The sequence below is a fragment of the Bartonella sp. AA18HLJMS genome (assembly GCF_042197245.1).
Classification (GTDB): domain Bacteria; phylum Pseudomonadota; class Alphaproteobacteria; order Rhizobiales; family Rhizobiaceae; genus Bartonella.
In genome coordinates this window covers 84,430-100,542 of record NZ_JBHIRP010000001.1, presented here as the reverse complement: position 1 = coordinate 100,542, position 16,113 = coordinate 84,430, and the positions used below count along the sequence as shown (strand labels likewise).

11 protein-coding genes are annotated in these 16,113 nt (G+C 40.6%); 10 read left to right on the top strand and 1 reads right to left on the bottom strand.

The genetic code is table 11. The features are described from left to right. The first annotated feature begins 206 nt into the window (after positions 1-206). From ACFINW_RS00440 to ACFINW_RS00405, 8 genes are all read left to right on the top strand, one after another. Positions 207-2,402 (top strand): primosomal protein N', encoded by a 2,196-nt coding sequence (locus ACFINW_RS00440; RefSeq protein WP_375621020.1) that lies wholly within the window; start codon positions 207-209, stop codon positions 2,400-2,402. Between the two features lie 1,020 nt (positions 2,403-3,422). Next, complete coding sequence (atpH, locus tag ACFINW_RS00435; RefSeq protein ID WP_375621019.1) at positions 3,423-4,004, top strand: ATP synthase F1 subunit delta; 582 nt, start codon at positions 3,423-3,425, stop codon at positions 4,002-4,004. Further along, positions 4,004-5,539 carry a F0F1 ATP synthase subunit alpha gene (gene atpA / locus ACFINW_RS00430; protein WP_273790513.1) on the top strand — a complete coding sequence of 512 codons (1,536 nt, stop codon included), beginning with the start codon at positions 4,004-4,006 and terminating at the stop codon, positions 5,537-5,539. The genes atpH and atpA overlap by 1 nt, the downstream gene beginning before the upstream one ends. Positions 5,540-5,559: 20 nt before the next feature. After that, the gene (locus ACFINW_RS00425; RefSeq protein ID WP_375613175.1) at positions 5,560-6,471 is read left to right on the top strand and encodes a F0F1 ATP synthase subunit gamma; all 912 of its coding nucleotides are present in this window, start codon (positions 5,560-5,562) and stop codon (positions 6,469-6,471) included. 19 nt (positions 6,472-6,490) lie between these two features. Next, the gene (gene atpD / locus ACFINW_RS00420; RefSeq protein WP_375613176.1) at positions 6,491-8,116 is read left to right on the top strand and encodes a F0F1 ATP synthase subunit beta; all 1,626 of its coding nucleotides are present in this window, start codon (positions 6,491-6,493) and stop codon (positions 8,114-8,116) included. A 108-nt stretch (positions 8,117-8,224) separates the two neighbouring features. Continuing rightward, positions 8,225-8,641 (top strand): ATP synthase F1 subunit epsilon, encoded by a 417-nt coding sequence (gene atpC / locus ACFINW_RS00415; protein ID WP_375611725.1) that lies wholly within the window; start codon positions 8,225-8,227, stop codon positions 8,639-8,641. 23 nt (positions 8,642-8,664) lie between these two features. Further along, entirely contained in the window at positions 8,665-10,293 is a 1,629-nt protein-coding gene (locus ACFINW_RS00410) for an MFS transporter (protein WP_375673639.1), read from the top strand. Positions 10,294-10,324: 31 nt separating this feature from the next. After that, complete coding sequence (locus ACFINW_RS00405; RefSeq protein WP_375611727.1) at positions 10,325-11,332, top strand: HlyD family secretion protein; 1,008 nt, start codon at positions 10,325-10,327, stop codon at positions 11,330-11,332. A 468-nt stretch (positions 11,333-11,800) separates the two neighbouring features. On the opposite strand, the gene ACFINW_RS00400 is transcribed toward ACFINW_RS00405, so the two are convergent. Beyond that, positions 11,801-12,085 carry a hypothetical protein gene (locus tag ACFINW_RS00400; protein ID WP_375673637.1) on the bottom strand — a complete coding sequence of 95 codons (285 nt, stop codon included), beginning with the start codon at positions 12,083-12,085 and terminating at the stop codon, positions 11,801-11,803. An 850-nt stretch (positions 12,086-12,935) separates the two neighbouring features. Here ACFINW_RS00400 and ispG point away from each other — a divergent pair. Then, positions 12,936-14,177: a flavodoxin-dependent (E)-4-hydroxy-3-methylbut-2-enyl-diphosphate synthase gene (gene ispG / locus ACFINW_RS00395; RefSeq protein WP_375621015.1), complete on the top strand. Its 1,242-nt coding sequence runs from the start codon at positions 12,936-12,938 to the stop codon at positions 14,175-14,177. A gap of 503 nt (positions 14,178-14,680) precedes the next feature. Further along, positions 14,681-15,832, top strand: a complete 1,152-nt coding sequence (locus tag ACFINW_RS00390; protein ID WP_375621014.1) for an MFS transporter — start codon at positions 14,681-14,683, stop codon at positions 15,830-15,832. The last annotated feature ends 281 nt before the right edge of the window (positions 15,833-16,113 follow it).

Genomic DNA, 16,113 nt, shown 5'->3' with positions numbered 1-16,113 from the left:
AGAGTTTTTTGTTATAGACGATGAGATTGGTTCTTTTACTGGCACTTTGGTGATGAAATGAGTATTAAAAAGAATTTTTGTTAGAAAAGTGTTGTAATCGGGGGGATTGAATCCTGCAATGAATTTTATAAGAGTGTTTAAAGATTAAGGTTTAGGCCTGTTGGTGCTCAATAGGTCGTAGATTGGTTTAAAAGATGAATTCAAACATGATAGAGGAAAAGATTGTATCCGTATTGGTTCCTCTTCCTGTTGCTCACGCTTATAGTTATAAAGTTCCATCTTCTATGGAGGTGAACGTTGGTTCCTTTGTTCGGGTTCCGTTGATGGGGCGTGAGCTTTGCGGTTTTGTTGTGGATGTTGGAGAGCAGACAGCCGATGGGCAAAAGTCTGCTCCTGTGGCGCGTGAAAAATTACGCTTTCTTCTTCATGTTTTTGATTGTCCCCCATTAAAGGCAGAAATGATCACATTTTTGCGTTTTGTTAGTCGCTATACAATGGCACCTTTTGGTCTTGTAGCACGATTGGTTTTGTCGGTACCGGCTGCTTTAGAGCCGGAAGCGCAGATGCTGGGTTTGCGATATTGTGGTGGAAATGTAGAACGTCTCACACCAGCGCGGTCACGGGTTTTGGAATTGGTGCGTAATGAGAAGATATGGACAGGTTCTGGTCTGGCACATGCGGCTGGAACTTCGGTTTCTGTTGTTGAAGGTTTAAAAGCGCTAGGAATTTTTGAAGATGTTAAGGTTCCTGCTCCTGATCTTGTGGCAATGCCTGATCCTGATTTTTGTCCCCCTCAGTTGCAGGGAGCGCAAAGTGAAGCAGCAACATTATTGCGGGAAGGTGTTTTATCTTCTCAGTTTCAAGTTTTTTTGCTTGATGGTGTTACGGGATCAGGAAAGACAGAAGTTTATTTTGAAGCGGTCGCTCAAGCTTTCAAAGGGGGCAAGCAGGTTTTAATTTTATTGCCGGAAATTGCTTTAACACAGCAGTTTTTAGATCGTTTTTATGCACGTTTTGGCGCTGTGGCAGCAGAATGGCATTCTGATTTGACGCCACGTCGTAGAGAACGCGTCTGGCGGCAAGTTGCAGAAGGGCGGGTGCGTGTCGTTGCGGGGGCTCGTTCAGCACTTTTTCTTCCCTTTCATGAGCTTGGCTTGATTGTTGTCGATGAAGAGCACGATAGCGCTTATAAACAAGAAGAGCGCATTTTTTATCATGCGCGTGATATGGCTGTTGCACGGGGCTCTTTTGAGCATTTTCCTGTTATTTTATCTTCAGCCACACCGTCGATTGAAAGCCAAGCCAATGTTTTAAAAGGGCGTTATCAAAAGGTGCATTTACCTTCCCGTTTTAAAGAAGCTGCACTTCCACAGTTGCGGGTGGTTGATATGCGCCAAGGGGGGGTGCAAAAGGGGCGCTTTATTTCCTTTGCTCTTGAAAGGGCTTTAAAACAAACGCTTGATAAGGGCGAACAAGCTCTTCTTTTTCTTAATCGTCGTGGTTATGCACCTTTGACTTTATGCCGAATTTGCGGACATCGTTTTCATTGTACCGATTGTTCAAGTTGGTTGGTAGAACATCGTGCGCAAGGGCAACTGAAATGTCATCATTGTGGATATCATGAACCACTTCCTGAAGCCTGTCCTGAATGCGGAACCTTAGATCATCTTGTGGCTTGCGGACCAGGTGTGGAAAGAATTGCCGAAGAAACACAAATGCTTTTTCCTCAAGCGCGATCATTGATCCTTTCAACAGATCTCAAAGGAGGGATTGGGAAGTTGCGAAGCGAATTACAAGCCATTGCCAATGGCGATGTGGACATTATTATTGGAACACAGTTGGTCGCTAAAGGACATCATTTTCCCAAGCTCTCTCTGGTTGGTGTTATTGATGCTGATCTTGGTCTTGCCAATGGCGATTTACGCGCAAGTGAACGTACCTATCAGCTGCTTTCTCAAGTTACCGGAAGAGCAGGGCGTGTGGGATTGAAAAGTTTAGGATTATTGCAAACTTATCAACCAGATCATCCGGTCATCAAAGCCTTACTTGCATGCCAGCCAGAAGATTTTTACACACGTGAGATTGCAGCGCGTCAGCATTATCATTTGCCCCCCTATGGGCGGCTTGCCTCTTTGATTGTGTCTGCACAACAGCGCCAAGCAGCAGAATATTATGCGCGCGCATTGCGTCAGGCAGCGCCACGGGAAAAAAATATCTCGGTTATGGGACCAGCAGAAGCGCCTTTGGCTTTGGTTCGGGGGCGTTATCGTTTTCGGCTTTTGCTGCAAGGACAGCGTTCTTTTGATATACAAGGGTTTATACGTGCAATGCTTAGCGGTACACCCAAAATGCCCAGTTCCGTTCGGGTTCAAATTGATATTGATCCGCAAAGTTTTTTCTAAAACCAGTATCGCATAAAGTGAAGGTCTCTTTGCTTAAGGTGCTTTACTTGAACTCTTATATTATTCAGAATAAGCATCTAGGCAGCAAAATATGATACATGTCCATTGCATTAAGTGGAGCCACGGGAAAAAATATCTTTGTTATAGAACCAGCAGAAGGGCCTCTCTTCTTCGAGGGCACTATCATTTCGGCTTTTACTTCTTTTTTGTATGAGGGACAGTATTCTTTTGATAGGCGGATTATAAGGGCTGAAAATGCTTAGTTGTACACCCAAAATACCCAATTCTATTCGCGTTCAAATTGATATTGATCTATGTTTCTTCTAAAATCAGTGCAATATAGTGCCATATAAAGTGAAGCTACGCGGGCTTAATGAAGGGCGTGATTTTGATAAAAAAATTTGAAAAGAGAGAATTTGTCGATATTTGAAGCTTATCCGGTATGAAAAATGATATATTATCATTATAAATCAATGTTTTGTATATTTAAAGAGTGTGCTTACAAGAAAATATTACTTGGTGAAATTTTTTAAAAGGAGTGGGTATTTGAAGAAAAAAGAGCAATGTTTTCTTTAATTTTTAGGAGGATATTCATTGTTTTTTCTTTCTTATCAGTTTGAAATAATAGACTTTTTCAATCGCAGCTGCATCTCATTAAAGGTCTTGTGGTGATAAAGGGAGTGTTTTTTTATGGTGACAAGAGCGTTTGGTGGCAAGGGCATTTGAAGAAAAATCAAAGAGAGTGAAAAAATCGCTCAGAGAATGTCAAAAAGAGGCATAAAAAAACTGTGATGCCATCCTGTATATCTAAAAAAAATGCTTTTCAAAAATATTTTGAATATTTTATTAAAATTTTTAAAAAGCAGCGATTTGTGGTGTTGCGAGTCGGCTATGTCTATGCTAGAAACCAAGTGATTTTTGTTCTAGGTTTTAAGAAAAAGATTCTTAAGATTGAGAATGTCTGTTTCATTTCATCTGATAACTATCAGAGAGTCGCTCAAGGGAAAGAGGCGGTATTTCGTGTCGGATTCATTTTCTCTCATACCGCTGCCGTTGGTAGATCAACGCTATGCGCAAGCGCTTTTTGATTGCGTTCAAGAAGCCGGAAACGTTGAAAAGGTTGAAAAGGCAGTAGAGGATCTTTTACTTGTTTTGGAGCATAAGGATTTAAAACGCTTTGTGCTTAGTCCATTCTTTTCAGTTAAAGAGCAAATTAAGGTGATGCAATCTGTTTGTGCAAACATCAAATTTGCTGATAAAAACGCAGGGCAGGTCATTGGTAATTTTTTACGCGTTATTGCAACAAACCGTAGGCTTAGTGCCGTATTTGGTATTTTACGTGCTTTCCAGCATTGTGTTGCACGCGCTCGTAGGCAGGTTACTGCGCAAATTGTTTCTGCGCGCCCCTTAAGTTCTCAACAAAGACAAGAGTTGTGTGAGGCTTTGGAAGGTGTTGTTGGAGGAAAAGTCTTGCTGCACATCATTGTGGATCCAACAATTCTTGGTGGATTAATCGTTCGTGTGGGGTCGTCTCAAATTGATACGTCTCTTCTCACAAAATTGTCTTCACTTAAGCTTGCATTGAAAAAAGAGGTCAGCTGATGGATATTAGACCATCTGAAATTTCAAAAATTCTAAAAGAGCAAATCAAAAACTTTGACCAAAAGGCTGAGGTTTCAGAAATTGGTTGGGTTCTCTCTGTAGGGGATGGTATTGCTCGCGTTTATGGTTTGGATAATGTCCAAGCAGGGGAAATGGTCGCCTTTCCAAACGGTGTGCGTGGTATGGCACTCAATTTGGAAGTTGATAATGTTGGTGTGGTCATTTTTGGCTCAGATCGTGATATTCGTGAAGGTGATTGTGTAAAGCGGTTAGGTGCTATCGTCGATGTTCCTGTGGGTCCCGCTTTGTTGGGGCGTGTGGTTGATGCGTTGGGAAACCCTATCGATGGTAAGGGGCCCATTAAAGCAACAGAGCGTCGTCGTGTCGATGTTAAGGCTCCTGGAATTATTCCGCGTCAGTCTGTCCATGAACCGATGTCGACCGGATTGAAAGCGATTGACGCACTCATCCCTATTGGACGGGGGCAGCGTGAATTGGTGATTGGTGATCGCCAAACAGGAAAAACAGCAATTTTGCTCGATACATTTTTAAACCAAAAACCTTTTCATGAAAAAGGGGCTGGACGAGAGCAAGATAAAGTTTATTGTATTTATGTGGCTATCGGTCAAAAACGTTCGACGGTGGCACAGTTCGTTAAAGTTTTAGAAGAACGTGGAGCGCTGGAATATTCTATTATTGTTGCAGCGACTGCTTCTGATCCAGCACCACTGCAATTTATTGCACCTCTTGCTGGGTGTGCTATGGGTGAGTATTTCCGTGATAATGGGCAACATGCTTTGATTGGTTATGATGACTTGTCAAAACAGGCGGTGGCGTATCGTCAAATGTCTCTTTTATTGCGTCGTCCTCCAGGTCGTGAAGCTTATCCGGGAGATGTTTTCTATCTGCACTCGCGTCTTTTAGAGCGGGCTGCGAAGTTGAATGCGGAAAATGGATCTGGGTCGTTGACAGCTTTGCCAGTTATTGAAACGCAAGCAAATGATGTTTCTGCCTATATTCCTACAAATGTGATTTCGATTACTGATGGGCAAATTTTTCTAGAGACTAATTTGTTTTATCAAGGAATTCGTCCTGCTGTAAATGTTGGTCTTTCTGTATCACGTGTTGGTTCTGCTGCACAAATTAAGGCAATGAAGCAAGTTGCTGGCTCGATTAAAGGTGAATTGGCGCAATATCGTGAAATGGCAGCTTTTGCGCAGTTTGGCTCTGATTTGGATGCGTCAACCCAGCGTCTGTTAAATCGGGGTGCGCGTTTGACAGAGCTGTTGAAGCAGCCGCAATTTTCTCCACTCAAAACAGAAGAACAGGTGGTGGTTATTTTTGCGGGTGTGAATGGCTATCTTGATGCTTTGGCGGTTTCTGATGTTGCGCGGTTTGAGCAGGGACTTTTAGTGCTGTTGCGTAGTGATTATCAAGATCTCTTAAAGGCAATTGCTGAGCAAAAGCAAATAACAGATGAGCTGAAAGATAAGTTGATAACTGTTCTTGATACTTATGCGAAAAATTTCTCGTGATGAATTGATGGAATGCTTGAATGGCTTCACTAAAAGATCTTAGAGACCGTATCGCTTCGGTTAAAGCAACACAAAAGATTACCAAAGCTATGCAAATGGTTGCAGCGGCAAGGTTGCATCGTGCTCAAGAGGCAGCGCAGTCTGCACGCCCTTATGCGAAGAGAATGGCTGATATTTTGACCAGTGTTGCTGCTGATGTAGATGGTGTTGATGCGCCTACTCTTATGCGTGGTACGGGGCGCGATGATGTGCATCTTTTGGTGGTGTGTACTGCTGAGCGCGGTTTGTGTGGTGCTTTTAACGTGCAAATTGCTCGTCGTGCACGTGAACAGATTAAGGCATTGTTGGCGACTGATAAAATAGTAAAAATTATCACTGTGGGTAAAAAAGGCGCGGATATTTTATCGCGTGATTACAAAGGCTTGATAATTGATCATATCGATTTGCATGCTGTAAAGCGAATTGGTTTTGCAGAGGCAGTGATGATTAGTCAACGGATTGTTGATTTATTCAATGAAGGTGCTTTCGATGTTTGTACGCTGTTTTATTCTGAATTTGTTTCCGTAATTAATCAGCGTCCAACAGCCTTGGATTTGATTCCAATGGTTGCTCCAAAAGCAGCTGTTGGGGCAATAGATATTGTGGAGCAAACCGATCATAACAAAGGTTCACAATCGATTGTTTATGAATATGAACCTGATGCTGCGTCTCTTTTAGAGGCCCTTGTACCACGTAATCTTTCGGTGCAAATCTTTCGGGCTTTGCTAGAAAATGTTGCTGGTGAAATGGGCGCCAAGATGACAGCTATGGATAATGCATCGCGCAATGCGGGTGAAATGATTAGTAAATTGACGGTGGCTTATAATCGTCAACGTCAAGCACAGATTACGACAGAATTGATCGAAATTATTGCGGGCGCTGAAGCGCTTTAAATGGAGAAGGTAAAGATTGATGGTAAAAGCAGTAACCTCAAGCAAAGGAACAGAAAAAGGTGAAAAAAAGAAACCAGCTGCTCGTTCCAGCGTGAAAAAAGCCGCTTCGAAATCTCAAGTGGATGTAAAGGCTTCCTCTGTACCTGCGCGTGATGCAGCTAAAGATACACCTGTAAAAAAAGATACATCCGCAAAAAAAGAAGAGCATGCAAAAGGCGCTGTTGGTGAAATCAAGCAGATTATTGGTGCTGTCGTTGATGTGCAATTTGAAGGTGAATTGCCAAAAATTCTCAACGCTTTGGAAACAGAGAATTTAGGCAATCGCTTGGTATTAGAAGTTGCGCAGCATTTGGGTGAAAATACTGTGCGTACGATTGCTATGGATACGACTGATGGTTTGATGCGGGGCCAAAAGGTTGTGGATACAGGCACACAAATTAGCGTTCCTGTAGGAGAAGCAACGTTGGGACGTATTATGAATGTGATTGGGGAACCGGTGGATAATGTGGGACCAATCGCTTCAACCAAAACACGTTCTATTCACCAAGAGGCACCTGAATATGTTGAACAATCGACTGTTTCGGAAATTCTCGTAACCGGTATTAAAGTCGTGGATTTGTTAGCCCCTTATTCTAAAGGGGGTAAAATTGGCTTGTTTGGTGGTGCTGGTGTTGGAAAAACCGTTCTCATTATGGAGCTTATAAACAATATTGCAAAGGCACATGGTGGCTATTCTGTATTTGCTGGTGTGGGAGAACGTACACGTGAAGGAAATGATCTTTATTATGAAATGATCGAAAGCCGCGTGAATGTGAATCCAAAAGAGAATAATGGTTCAACGGAAGGGTCAAAGTGTGCCCTTGTTTACGGGCAAATGAATGAACCACCAGGAGCGCGTGCGCGTGTGGCTCTTTCAGGATTGACAATTGCAGAAAGTTTCCGTGATGAAGGACAAGATGTTCTCTTCTTTGTGGATAATATTTTCCGTTTCACGCAAGCAGGAGCTGAGGTATCTGCTCTTTTAGGGCGTATTCCTTCTGCTGTTGGGTATCAGCCGACTTTGGCAACAGATATGGGGGCGTTGCAAGAACGTATTACCAGTACAAAAACAGGCTCTATTACTTCCGTTCAGGCAATTTATGTTCCGGCAGATGACTTGACGGATCCGGCGCCGGCAGCGTCTTTTGCTCATTTGGATGCAACAACTGTTCTTTCGCGCTCTATTGCGGAAAAGGGGATTTATCCAGCGGTTGATCCGCTTGACTCTTTCTCGCGTATGTTGGATCCATTGATTGTGGGGGAAGAGCATTACACGGTTGCTTGTCAAGTGCAAACCATTTTACAACGTTATAGAGCGCTTCAGGATATTATTGCTATTCTTGGAATGGATGAACTTTCTGAAGATGACAAATTGCTGGTGGGGCGGGCACGTAAAATTGAACGTTTCCTTTCGCAACCTTTCCATGTTGCGGAAGCCTTTACTGGTTCGCCGGGGAAACTCGTTCCTTTGGAAGAGACAATCAAAGGCTTTAAGGGGCTTTGTGCTGGCGATTACGATGATTTGCCAGAAGCTGCTTTTTATATGGTTGGTTCGATTGATGAAGCACTTGAAAAAGGAAAGCGTCTCATGGCAGAGGCTTCTTAGTAAGAAGCTTCTTATTCAAGAGAAAACTGTCATGGGTATTTTTCGTTAAAAAGGACGAGTCGTTGGAGAAAACGGAGAGTCCTTATATCGGGTATTTTGGAGACTTTTGTGGAAAACAATAGAGAAGAGCATTTTTTATTTGAGCTTGTATCGCCTGAAAAAATTGTGTTTTCAGAGCAGGTAGTGTCTGTTGTTCTTCCTTCAGCCTCAGGTTATTTGACAGTTATGGCGCATCATGCGCCATTGGTGGCAAGTATTGTGTTGGGCAGTGTTCGTGTTCGCACCTCTGTGGGTGAAAAATTATTTGTTGTATGCGGGGGTGTTGCAAATATTACCTTTTCAGGCTGCTCTTTATTGGTAGAGCACGTTGTAGCTGTAGAGAATCTTTCTTTTGATGTATTAGAACAGCAGATTTTGCAGATTCAAGCGACGTTAGAAGGAGGGACAAGTGATGAGGACAATCATAAAATAGAGGCTTTTTTCCAGCAGTTGTCAGCTGATGGTGCTGTGTTGATAGAAGCGTAGCAGAGTATACAGGAAAAGATGACATGAGCGGAAAAAAGAGTACGGTTGTGTCTGCTAAAAGGAGTGCAAAACCTTTTCCTCGTCCTGGTCGTGTCTTTGCGGGACCTTTGCCAAAGTGCTTTGTTTATATTTTTGCTTCTCTTATTTTGCAATGGGCTTATGGTTTAGGGGCTAATATTGTTCAGTCTAACATTGTCCATCTTACGGGTGATTTTCATGCAACTTTGGCCGAGACGACATGGCTGGTAGCGGCTTATATGGCGCCAAATGTGAGTGTAGCGATTATGTTGATCAAAATCCGCTATCAATTTGGGCTGCGCGCTTTTGCTGAATTATCAATTCTTGGCTTTGTTTTGGTTTGCGTGTTGCAGCTCTTTGTTACGGATTTGCGTTCTGCATTGATTATTCGCTTTTTTGCTGGGATTGCTGCTGCTCCTTTGGCTTCGCTTGCACTGCTTTATATGATGGAGGCTTTTGCTCCAGCAAAGAAGTTTACTGTTGGTCTTAGTTTGAATTATATGAATGCGGCTTTAGCGGCACCTTTATCACGTTTGATTTCTCCTGATTTGCTGGAAAATGGTGGTTTTTCCAGTCTTTCCGCTCTGGAAATGGGGTTGGTTCTTATCAGCTTGGTCTGTATCTATACTTTGCCTCTTACTCCTGTTGTGCGTAGTAAGGTTATTCAAAAATTAGATTGGATAAGCTATGGTTTGATTGCTCTTGGTCTTGGATTAAATGCTGTGATCATGTCTGTTGGCATATTGTATTGGTGGTATGAAGCACCATGGATTGGTTGGGGGCTCGCACTTGCTATTTTCTCGTTGGCTATTGCTATTATTATTGAGCTTAATAGAGAAAAACCGTTGATTGATCTCCGTTGGATTTTCAGTAAAGAAATGGTCCAATCTGTTTTTATTTTATTTATTTTTCATGTTTTTTTATTGGAGCGGTCAAATTTGCCCGTAGGGTTTTTTAATCTTTTTGGTTTGCTCAATCGTGAGATGGCGCCCATGTATCTTGCGGTGACATTAGGGATTCTGTTAGGGGGGGCTGTTTGTGTCTTTTTTTTACGGGCGGGGCGTGAGGATTATTTTTATTTGTTGTCTTTGGGTTGTTTGGCGTTAGGAGCTTATTTAGATAGTCATGTAAACCATTTAACGCGCCCACAAGATATGATGTTGAGCCAAGGGTTGGTGAGTTTTAGTTATGCACTTTTTTTGCCTCCGGCTCTTTTCAAAGGGTTTGTGATCGCTGGTGAGCGAGGACCGCGTTACGTTTTAAGTTTTATTGCTGTTTTTTTGCTAACGCAAGTGACAGGGGGATTGATGGGGTCGGCTTTTTTTGGCAGCCTTCAGTTTTATTTTGCCCATAAGAACTTTGAGTCCTTAACACAAAATATTATTATTACTGATCCGCTTATTTCTGGTGAGATGAATACTTTATTTTCGCCTTCTTATGGTGTTTCTGTTCTCAATGGCTTGAGAAGTGAGCAGGGTACTTCTATGTTGATAGAGAAATTTAAGTTAACAGCAAATATTTTTGCTTATGATGACGTTTTTCGGCTTTATTTTTATATTTCAATGGTTGTATTCGTTATTTTTCTTGTCACAATGATTGTTAAGTCATGCTCTTTGCGTGCATTAGAAAAGTAGAGTAATGTCATAGAAAGAGGGGTGCAAAAAAATGATAAAAAAATTACGGTCAAAAGCTACGATTGTTGCATTCCTATCGGGCATTACGGGTGTTTTGCTGATTTTGTGGGCTTGGAGGCTTCCTCCTTTTGTGAGTAACATTCAAATAACGGATAATGCTTCTATTAAGGGCAATGTTACTCTGGTTAGTTCACAGATCTCTGGGGTGATTGCACGGATTTATGTGCAAGATTATCAACGTGTTGAAAAGGGAATGCTGCTTTTTGAGCTCGATGATTCTCTTTTTCGGCAGCAGCTTGCACGGGCACAGGCTGTTCTCGATTCAAAAAATGCAAAACTGGCAAGTATTGAATTACAAGCACAGCTTTTGCAGGGCGAAATTAATACAGCAGAGGTGGAATTGGCGCGTTCACGAGCATTTTCCAATGTTGTTCCAGATAGTAAAAAGTTAGGTTTTGGTGATGCGGCAAGTTCTGTTTCTCGTCCTCTTTCACAACTCTTGACAGCTCTCGAAACAAAACGCCAATTGCAAAAACAATTGGATCTTGAACGGCAAAGTTTACAGTCAGAAATTGCGGGAGCGAAGGTGAGTGTTGAGTTGGCAAAACTTAATCTCGATCACACAAAGATTTTATCTCCTCGAACAGGCTATATTGGATTAGTTGGAGCGCGGGTAGGGCAATATGTTATGCCGGGGACACAATTGGTCTCTGTTATTTCTGATGATATTTGGATTATTGCTAATTATAAGGAAACGCAACTTTCTCAGATGCGTGTGGGACAACCGGTTGTTTTTTCTGTTGATGCATTGAACAACAAAAAGTTAACAGGGCGTGTGGTTCGTTTTGCACCTGCTACAGGCTCAGAGTTTTCATTGTTAAAAACGGATACGACAATTGGTAATTTTATCAAAATTGCGCAACGTATTTCAGTACGGATTGCTTTAGATCCTGGGCAGGAAGGAATTGAAAAACTCATTCCTGGCATGTCCGTGGTTACCTATGTAGATACTTCGCAGCGAGTCGATTCTGGAGGATGAAATTTTGGGTTTTTTCAGTTTAATTTTTGCGTCATTTACTTATAGCAAGTGGTTGTTTACATTGGAAGATTTCGTTTGGTTTGCTATACTACATGTTTTAAAGCTCTTAGGCTTCTTATACTTTTATGTCATGATGTAAAATAATGTTCCTTAGAATATTAAAGCGCATGCATCTTTACTCACTTCCATTTCTTTTGAACTAACTCAGTAGGGGGGGAGTATTGGAAGCTTTGCCTGTGGTTTTGCACAACACTGTCCTTTGAGGTGTGGTGTCACCGCATGTTTGGAAGATGGGGGTAGGGGGGGATGCCAGATAAAAAACTGGATTATAGACTGGGTCGGATGGGAAACTTATCCTTTTGGGAGAGGGCGTAAAGTTAGGAGGAAGACGTAAAGTTTATATTTTGTAAACCATAAAAATGCCCGTTTTGAGGCGGGCATTAAAAGGGAAGGTTATTGGTTGTGTTATTAATTTTTACGGATCAGTAAGAAGCTTACTAAAACGACTCCTGCTGCTAATGCGAGGGTTTTTTTAGGATTTTCTTTCGCTTTTTTCTTTAATTCTGTAGCATGTTCGTTGAGGTGATAAAGTGCGTGACGGCCTTTTTGTTTCCATGTGTTAAACAGCTCAGAAATGTTTTCAAAGCTATCATTTTGAAAACTCCAATGATTTACGGGGACCAGCTCTCTTTTTAAGAGTGCTATACGTTTTTTAATTTTAGCATTTTTTCTATGGGGTGAAAATAGACACATTTATTGACTCCTTCATGTGTTAAATTGTTGCGTGACAGTTGGAATTGTGTTTGGGGTTTTGCTATAACGGCTTGAACATTGAAAGGTTGCATTGATAATGTCGCGCGTGGGTGAGATAAGAATTAAAAGTTTGGGTTTAATGAGGCATTTCTTAATGTACTTGAGTTCATTTCGTGATGGTGTTTGTTAAGGATGTAAGGTAAAAATTTTTACAAAATGGTGTAAGATTCATTCATAAAGATGGTGGGCGATGTCTTCATTTTTTTGTTTGTTTAAAGTGTTGGGATAGCTTTTGGCACTTGAAATAGTTTATAAGGAGTTTTTATCTATCTATTCTCTTGTGGCTGTAGGGAGTGGTATTGATTGATTCAATTAAGAAGATTTAAAATGAGGAAATCTTACGATATTTGGGGTTGCTATTCAAATTTGTAAAAAATAGATTATTATAAATCAATATGTTGGATTAATTTGGCGATGTCTTTCATGCATTTTTAAAAATTGCGCTTTGATAGGCGTTATCTGTTGTGTTGTAAAACATTGTTTTGTGGTGACGTTGATTAAGGTATCGGCATGCAACTTAAAAATACAGTATTGTCTCTGTTTTGTTTCAGTTTCTTTTTGAAGCAACCAAGTGTAGAAGTATAAACTTGAACAGAAGTAGTAGAACTTATCCGGTGCGTTTATAGAATGAATCTACCTATGAATTGTATTGCATCAGTGTTAGTAGGTAGAACCTTTTGAGAGCAATCTGTTAAGATTGGTGGGCGGTGTAATTTTCGTCCTTTGAAGCGCGGAGGAAGTCAATGTAAATAATGATTGATAGCGCAGGTTTTAAAAATTTGAGGACTTGATGAGTACGACCTATTTTTTATCTAAACCACTTGAGCGTCGTCGATCTGTTGGTGTTGCTGTTGGTGATGTGATTATTGGGGGGCAGAGCCCGATAGTTGTACAGTCAATGACCAATACAGATACCGCTGATGTTGATGCAACTGTTTCTCAAGTAGCTGCTCTTTGGCAAGCGGGTTCACAATTGGTTCGAATTACTGTTGATCGCGATGAAGCGGCGGCAGCTGTACCAAAAATACGGGAGCGATTGGAGAGGTTAGGATTTTTTATCCCATTGGTGGGGGATTTTCATTATATTGGCCATAAGCTTTTATCAGAGCATCCTGCGTGTGCTGAGGCGCTTGCAAAATATCGCATCAATCCTGGAAATGTTGGTTTTGGCGCAAAAAAAGATCGTCAATTTGCAGAAATTATTGAGATTGCTTGTCGGTATCATAAACCTATTCGCATTGGCGTGAATTGGGGCTCTCTTGATAATGCGTTGTTAACACGGCTTATGAATGAAAATGCACAGCAAGAAAATCCTTTATCGGTTGCTGAAGTGATGCGGGAAACTGTTGTGCAGTCTGCTCTGCAATCGGCTCTTTGGGCTGAAGAGATGGGATTGGGACGTGATAAAATTATTCTTTCTGCTAAAGTGAGTGATGTCCAAGATCTTATTGCTGTTTATACCACCTTGGCGGCGCGTTGTGATTATGCTCTTCATTTGGGATTAACGGAAGCTGGGATGGGAACAAAGGGCATTGTTGCTTCTTCGGTGGCTTTGGGTATTTTATTACAGCAAGGGATTGGTGATACGATACGAATTTCCTTAACACCAAAACCTGGTGGTGATCGGACACGAGAAGTAAAGGTGGGGCAAGAACTTTTGCAAGTGATGGGGTTTCGGCAATTTTTGCCTGTTGTTGCGGCTTGTCCTGGTTGTGGGCGCACAACCTCAACGGTCTTTCAACAATTGGCACAAAAAATTGAAGCAGATTTATACAAAAATATGCCTGTTTGGCGTGAAAAATACCCTGGCGTTGAAAGCTTGAAGGTTGCTGTGATGGGATGTATCGTCAATGGACCGGGGGAGTCAAAGCATGCGGATATTGGAATCTCTTTGCCTGGAGTGGGGGAAAGTCCTGCGGCACCTGTTTTTATTGAGGGACAAAAGGTAAAAATTTTACGGGGTGATCACATTGCTGAAGAATTTGAAGCGCTTTTGAGTGATTATATTCATACACGCTTTGGGCAAGGTTGAGGTAAAAATCGCATAAGGTTGAAGTAAAAAGGGTGTGTCGTTTTTTTTAAAAACAAGCTGTCTTCAATGTGAAGATGGTGCTGTTGTATGCTGCTTTAGCTATGGTCAATACTGTTGTTGGTTGCTTATTATTTTAGGTAAAACCAGATGATATGCCTGTTTTAGAATCAGAAGCTTATGAAGGATATTAATGAGTTTGAGTGTGTTAAGACTATTAAGCAAAACGATATGAATACTTTAAATAGATCCGTAAATGTTGTTGCTGGTTTTTTGGCTGCTCTTGAGACAGTAAAATATTTAACGGATTCTTCAAATATCAAATTATAGAAAGAACATTGTTTATTGATTTTTCAGGCATTTTCCCAGCATTTTTTGGGGTATCAAATTGATAGGATGGGAAATCCTTATAGCGATTATAGTCCTATTTGTCGTAAAATGTAAGCTTTTATATTGATATAAAATGATGTATACGGGTGCCTTTTTTGGCGTTATTGGGGGAGTGCATGACAAGTATATTAGCGTTTGGCTTTTTATTTAACGGTATAAGGATTTTAACTGGCGCCTTTATTGTCTTTTATATGCTTGAAAAAGGCTTAACGCTTATTGATATAGGTGTCATTAAGTCGTTTCAGGCTTTTATTATGATGGTTACCGATATTCCTCTGGGATATTTTGCTGATCGAAAAAGTTATAAAATATCGATCGTTTTGGCAGCGGCTTTTGCTGCCACATGGCTCTTTCTCATGGGATTTTCTACAAGCTTTTATGGTTTTCTTTTGGCAGAAACTTTTAATGCCTTATCGCTGACATTAATTGCTGGAGCCTATAATGCTTTACTTGTTCAATATGCAAAAGAAAAATTGACATCCACTAAAAAAGTGCTTGGTTCCAGCTCTCAATATAATTACATCGGCATGTTTATATTCAGTTTGATCGGTGCTTATTTTGCTGATTATTCGAGCCAATATATATGGTATATCGCGGCGTTTTTAATGTTGATGACAACACTATTTGGTTTGTTTTTTCTTGATGACTTGAAGGGGGAGAAAAAACCAAATAAAGCGAATTCTCTCATTTGTGAAGCTAAGGAGATGTTATCTATTTTTATTAAAGTTCCTTATATCTCTTTATGCTTTTATTTTTCATTGATTTTTTTCAATATATTCTCGCAGTATTGGCAGTGGATATTTAAAGATCATAATATTAATGTCACTTATTTTGATCTTGGTGTGACATTTTCATTGATATTGCTCTCTCAGCTCTTGGCTAGTTTTCTCTTTACAAAACTAAGTGAAAGAGTGAATTTTATTTTACTGTTGTTTCTTTCGGCTTTACTGATTTCTACAGTCGCTTTCTTTGAACCAAGAAAAGAAATGGCTGTCATTTTAGTCTGTATGATTTTTTATCTCATTAAGTATACATATCTTCGTGTAGAAGTTATCTTGCACGATAGTATTAGTGATCATTTCAGGGCTACATATGAATCTTTCTTGTCAACCGTTGGGAGATTTAGCTTATTGGTATTTTTTTACATGAGTGCGTATATGGTCAATATATTTGGCTTTTTCTCACTCGTTTATATTTTTGCTATTTATTTATTGATTTACTTGTTGGCGGTATTTTTTTTAGAAGGAACTCTCAAAAAAGTTCAGTGAAAATATTAACTTATTACGATACGTATTTTATAGGGTTTCATAGTGGGGCAAGGCTCTGATTTATTAAGGCGCATCGTTGTTTTTGCATGTTGAATGAGAAAGCTGAATAGTCTCAGTTATTCTTATTTAAAATCTATGTATGTTGAAGCAATCAAAGTCATCTGCTTGTACGTTATAAGTGGGCGTGGCATAATAATCGTTAAAAGGGAAATAAAAATGCTGCTCATGAATATTGCACAAAGAGTTGCTGATAAGATTGGACGCTGATAAAGAAAATGATT

Coding starts and splice junctions, on each gene's coding strand:
- ACFINW_RS00440 (WP_375621020.1), top strand. CDS start 207: ATGATAGAGGAAAAGATTGTATCCGTATTGGTTCCTCTTCCTGTTGCT.
- atpA (WP_273790513.1), top strand. CDS start 4,004: ATGGATATTAGACCATCTGAAATTTCAAAAATTCTAAAAGAGCAAATC.
- ACFINW_RS00425 (WP_375613175.1), top strand. CDS start 5,560: ATGGCTTCACTAAAAGATCTTAGAGACCGTATCGCTTCGGTTAAAGCA.
- atpD (WP_375613176.1), top strand. CDS start 6,491: ATGGTAAAAGCAGTAACCTCAAGCAAAGGAACAGAAAAAGGTGAAAAA.
- ACFINW_RS00410 (WP_375673639.1), top strand. CDS start 8,665: ATGAGCGGAAAAAAGAGTACGGTTGTGTCTGCTAAAAGGAGTGCAAAA.
- ACFINW_RS00405 (WP_375611727.1), top strand. CDS start 10,325: ATGATAAAAAAATTACGGTCAAAAGCTACGATTGTTGCATTCCTATCG.
- ACFINW_RS00400 (WP_375673637.1), bottom strand. CDS start 12,085: ATGTGTCTATTTTCACCCCATAGAAAAAATGCTAAAATTAAAAAACGT.
- ispG (WP_375621015.1), top strand. CDS start 12,936: ATGAGTACGACCTATTTTTTATCTAAACCACTTGAGCGTCGTCGATCT.
- ACFINW_RS00390 (WP_375621014.1), top strand. CDS start 14,681: ATGACAAGTATATTAGCGTTTGGCTTTTTATTTAACGGTATAAGGATT.